Below are 4,706 nucleotides of genomic sequence, written 5' to 3' on the forward strand. Positions count from 1 at the left end.
GCGGTACAAGGAAGCAATGGCAAACTTCGAGAAGGCTTTAGAGATTAACCCTAATCATGTCAATGCTATTTATAACAAAGGTTACTGTTATGCTCGGCAGGGTAAGGTAACACCTGCGGTCAATTATATAGAACAGGCGATTAAGCTTAATCCAGATAAATATCTGCAAGTCGCTAAAACCGATCCAGATTTGGATTGTCTGCGGAAAAATAAGCGGTTTCAGACTTTGATTGGGGATACTAAGAGTAAGGGGAGGTGAACGTTGCAGGTTGAAGGTTAGAAGGTTGAAGGTTTTAAAAAATAATCGCATCCTCACCTCCATGACCAATTTGGCAAAACTTTAATGGAAGAAATACCCCTATGAGTAGCCTACTGTTAGAACCTCTTAAAGATGCGATCGCTAGTTACGGCGAACCCATGGAAGTCCACACAGGCGAAGCTTGGTACAACAGCGGCATTGTACTGATGACCACAGGGCAATTTCAAGAGGCGATCGCTAGCTTCGACAAAGTTCTGGAAGTTGAACCGGACTTATACCAAGTTTGGTACAACCAGGGTATCGCGCTAGGCGAGTTGAGACGCCACAATCAAGCAATCGCTAACTGGGACAAAGCCCTTCAAATCAAACCTAACCTCCATGAAGCCTGGTACAACCGGGGTATTGGTCTGTTGTACTTGAGACGTTATAAAGAGGCGATCAATAGCTACGACCAAGCCCTGAAATTTAAACCGGACTTCTACGAAGCTTGGAATAACCGGGGTATTGCGCTGACCAAGTTAGGAAGCATTGAAGAAGCAATCGCTAGCTATGATAGAGCATTGGCAGTTGAGCGAGATTTAGATGGAGCCAGGAATAATCGGGGTATTGCGTATGGAGCCAGGAATAATCGGGGTATTGCGTTGGGAAAGTTGGGACGCTACGATGAAGCGCTCACCAGCTACGACAAAGCTTTGGAAATCAAACCAGACCGCCATGAAGCCTGGTGCAACCGAGGCTTTGTGCTATATAACTTAGTACGCTTAAATGAAGCGATCGCTAGTTTCGACAAGGCGCTGAACATCAAACGTGACTTACACGAAGTTTGGTACAACAAAGCTTGCTGTTATGCCTTACAGGGAAACGTTGAGCAAGCTCTCGAAAACTTACGACAAGCCATTAATCTGAGTCCTGATGAATACCGAGAGAAGGCAAAAACTGACTCAGATTTTGACAGTATTCGAGACGATGAGCGGTTTCAGGCATTGATTCAGGAGGAAAGCGATTGGGAACAAGGAGAAATAGACGAACAAGAATGGCTGAAAGCAGCAGCCACTAGTTCAGCTTTTGATTTCCTCAAAGATCCTAAAGAAGACATTTACACCTTAGCTGACGGGAAACCATTTAATGACGAAAGGTAAAGTTGTCCTAGTACCTTTCCCCTTTGACGATTTATCGACTACAAAGGTGCGTCCCGCCGTTTGCTTAACAAATCTTATAGGGGTACATCATCACGTTATCTTAGCTTTCATCACCAGTGTTATTCCAACGGATTTGAGGGCAACAGACATCGTATTGAATGCCAGCGATCCGGATTTTGCTGCTACGGGGTTGCGGGTATCCTCTGCCATCCGATTGCATCGTCTCATGACAGTTTCTACATCTGTGATTAAGCGTGAACTAGGTACATTGTCATCAGATATACAAGACAAAATTGCTGAGAAGTTGTGTCAGCTCCTAAGTGAGTGATGAATCAGCTCACTGCGTCTATGTGCAGAATGTAATTGCCGACTTAATAAAGCGAGTCTGCTACAGTGGACTGGCACCTTTGTAGAGTCAGCCTTTAGTCTCAGTGGGGTACGCATGAAGCCCCCACAGGTAAAATATGCGTCAATTTCCAACGTTCCTGATTGCCCTCGCCGCTTGGGTAACATTTTCTCTCGTATCCCAGCCTGTTCTTTGCCAACAGTGGCGTCCCGTGCGAGGTGGGATACCGTTTGGTATCAGTGGCATGGTTCTGCTTACTCAGCAAAGTGATTCCACTTCGTTTCTTGTTGTTCATGACAACAAACAAAAGAATCAGGGGCGTTTAGCAATCATTACCATTAAAGGTAAAGACTCACCTCAATATTTTCCCCTAAAGTGGCCTAGCAATACCCCGTTACCTGTCGATCTAGAGTCTCTAACTACTGTCCCTGGAACATCTGAACCGACTTTTATGGCAGCTACCAGTGCGGGAAAGGTTTATCACTTCCGCTTGGATACCTCAAAGCAAACTATTTCAATTCTCAAGGTCTTTGATTTACAAAATATTGCCAAAGGTAGCAATTTTGAAGCGTTTGCGGTGCAGAGCATCGATAAGCAGTTAATAGCGGTATGGGCACACCGGGGGGAAGATAACGATCCAGCCGTACTGACTTGGGGACGGCTTGACTTAAATACTTACCAGATTACTTCGATCAGTTCCGTTAAATTTAAAGTACCGTTCCCTGTCTCAGTGGTTCGCCACATTTCCGACCTCAAGGTAGACTCAGCCGGGATTCTGTTCATCTCTTCCGCCACGGACAACGGGAATGATGGGCCTTTTGAATCAGCCGTGTACGCGGCAGGTGCGTTTGGAAGTCGCGAACAGCAAATTATATTTCGCCAGAATTCTCAACTCGTTCCTCTATATCGCTTTAAATACCACAAAGTTGAAGCCATTGAACTGGTACCGGGGCAGAATGGCGGTTTAATCGTGGGTTCAGATGATGAGAATATGGGAGGGTCTGTATATCTGGATTGGTAGCGAATTTTTGCTGCTGCCAAGCTGCTGTGCATCTAAGCCAGCATAATGTGGACGGGCAGGATGCCCATCCCACAAGAAATGTGCTAAACATCAACATGCAAGTTAAAGGTGCGACAGCTTAGATAGCGATCGCTATTCTGGTTTAATCGGGTAACGAGTCAAGGAACATTGTTAAACCCCGAATACCCACGACGGCAACCAAACTCGCGATCGCCACAAAGGTTAGGGGACGTAAACTCGCCTGTAGCAATTTTAGTCCCTGCTCTAACTCTGTTTCGTAGTATTGGGCTACGTTTTCCAGTGCCGTATCGAGATTGCCCGTTGCTTCACCAGTGCGAATCATCTCCATCGCCGTCGGCGGTACTTTGCCTTCCAGAGAACGGCTGAGGGGTTGCCCCATCCGGATGAGTCGCGCTGCACGGGTGAGATTAGCTCTCATGATCGGGTCTGGAAGATGCTCTTTGAGCAATTCTACAGCAGTGAGACGGGCAACACCGCAACTTAAAGGTAACCGTAACTGCGCTAAATCAAGCAGCGCTCGCGCCTGAATTAGCTTACCCACAATCGGCAACTTCATGGCAAACTGCCGTGAACCTTGGCTGGAATAGCGAGAAAGGAAGACACTGATACCCCATAAAAGGAATGCGATCGCTAAACTTCTCAACCAAAATTCCAGTCTCAGCAGACCTGTGGAGTTAGGATTAAGAATTGCTGCTGATAAGATGAGTAGGCTCCAAATCGTGGTGATGAGCGAGAATCGTACTGAACGCCCCAGTCGTCTCCGCCTGATTTGAGCTTCGGCTGCGATCGCTAATTGCTCACAAGTTTGGGCTAATGAACCACTATATTCTGCCAATCTAATCAGGCTAATTGTCCAACTGTCAAAGTAGCGAGAGTCAACTGCCAGTGCTGAAGCTAAATCTTGACCCCCATCTACCGCCACACTCACCTGTTGCAAATAGCGCTGGAAGGAAGGATGCCCATTCTGACGCATCAAGGTTAAACTCTGCTGCACACTCATACCAGAGTTGAGCGCAGATGCCAACTGATAAAAGAATTGGGCTTTTTGGTAAAGCGTTAATCGGTTGGGTAGAGCCACTGTTTGCCACAAACTATTGCCATTGTATTGAGTTTTACCTTAAACCAGTTACCCGAAGTCTTAGCAACCTAAGTCTTTAATATTCGGTCGAGTCGGCGGGGTTGGGGGGGTAAGGAGGATTCAAAACATCAATCTAAGATGTGAATTTAATCTTCTTTTTGGTAAGTTGCTTGTTTCAGTTGTTCGTCGGGAACATCAAAGAGGACTACAAATTCAGCAGCAGGCATAAAGCGGTTGAGAAAACGTCGATGATCTTCCGCGTCTTGACGATTGAAAAAGCGGGCTACTGTATACCGTCGGGCATCCGGTAGGAGTCGGATAATTGCCCAAGGGCGGGAGTAGTCTTCAACTTGCGAAGTGCGTTCTTGGGGAGTTTTTATGACTTGTCCCCTGATGCTGGTTAGGGTGCGATTAATGAGTTGCCAAAGCTGTTGCCGTTCTGGGCTAGTAGTGTTGGGTATCAAAGTCCAATCACTGACGGGTGCTGGTGCAAGCGTAAGAACATAATCTTCCTGACCCTCTTTGCAAAGCTTCCAGGATAAGCGTCGAGTCTGTTTGTGGCATTTGTATCCCTGTTGGCGCATGGTTGCACAGATTCTGTCGCCTTCTGCTTGAAGGCGAAGCCAGTCGGAGTGTTTCATTGTCAAAATCTGGGTAATGTCTTTAAGAAGAGTATTGCTGCGATCGCTTATTTGATCGTCAGGACTGCGTAAAATGACAAACTGGTTAAGAAAAGGCAGCGATACTCTAGAGCGCTCTGATTCAGTTCAAGGATCGCTGCTCTTCTTTAGATGTCTATATTTAGCGTCAATCGTTGCATGTTGGGCAGCAGGCGAATCAAC

Annotated in this window: 6 protein-coding genes; 4 read left to right on the forward strand and 2 right to left on the reverse strand. The window is 46.5% G+C overall.

What is annotated here, in order from left to right:
* From V6C93_RS04195 to V6C93_RS04210, 4 genes are all read left to right on the forward strand, one after another.
* Positions 1-259, forward strand: a 259-nt coding sequence (locus V6C93_RS04195; protein ID WP_333475394.1) for a tetratricopeptide repeat protein, incomplete at its 5' end; no start/stop codon positions are given.
* A gap of 101 nt (positions 260-360) precedes the next feature.
* Entirely contained in the window at positions 361-1,398 is a 1,038-nt protein-coding gene (locus tag V6C93_RS04200; RefSeq protein ID WP_333475395.1) for a tetratricopeptide repeat protein, read from the forward strand.
* Positions 1,385-1,726, forward strand: a complete 342-nt coding sequence (locus tag V6C93_RS04205; protein WP_333475396.1) for a type II toxin-antitoxin system PemK/MazF family toxin — start codon at positions 1,385-1,387, stop codon at positions 1,724-1,726. The genes V6C93_RS04200 and V6C93_RS04205 overlap by 14 nt, the downstream gene beginning before the upstream one ends.
* A 136-nt stretch (positions 1,727-1,862) precedes the next feature.
* Positions 1,863-2,765, forward strand: coding sequence for a hypothetical protein (locus V6C93_RS04210; RefSeq protein ID WP_333475397.1), 903 nt, complete (start codon positions 1,863-1,865; stop codon positions 2,763-2,765).
* Positions 2,766-2,907: 142 nt separating this feature from the next.
* Here V6C93_RS04210 and V6C93_RS04215 read toward each other — a convergent pair whose 3' ends face one another.
* The gene (locus V6C93_RS04215) at positions 2,908-3,864 is read right to left on the reverse strand and encodes a type II secretion system F family protein (RefSeq protein WP_333475398.1); all 957 of its coding nucleotides are present in this window, start codon (positions 3,862-3,864) and stop codon (positions 2,908-2,910) included.
* Between the two features lie 146 nt (positions 3,865-4,010).
* Positions 4,011-4,505 (reverse strand): hypothetical protein, encoded by a 495-nt coding sequence (locus V6C93_RS04220; RefSeq protein ID WP_333475399.1) that lies wholly within the window; start codon positions 4,503-4,505, stop codon positions 4,011-4,013.
* Between the last annotated feature and the right edge of the window lie 201 nt (positions 4,506-4,706).

Origin of the sequence: Allocoleopsis sp. (assembly GCF_036703385.1) — a bacterium.
Classification (GTDB): domain Bacteria; phylum Cyanobacteriota; class Cyanobacteriia; order Cyanobacteriales; family Coleofasciculaceae; genus Allocoleopsis.

Coding starts and splice junctions, on each gene's coding strand:
- V6C93_RS04205 (WP_333475396.1), top strand. CDS start 1,385: ATGACGAAAGGTAAAGTTGTCCTAGTACCTTTCCCCTTTGACGATTTA.
- V6C93_RS04220 (WP_333475399.1), bottom strand. CDS start 4,505: ATGAAACACTCCGACTGGCTTCGCCTTCAAGCAGAAGGCGACAGAATC.
- V6C93_RS04200 (WP_333475395.1), top strand. CDS start 361: ATGAGTAGCCTACTGTTAGAACCTCTTAAAGATGCGATCGCTAGTTAC.
- V6C93_RS04210 (WP_333475397.1), top strand. CDS start 1,863: ATGCGTCAATTTCCAACGTTCCTGATTGCCCTCGCCGCTTGGGTAACA.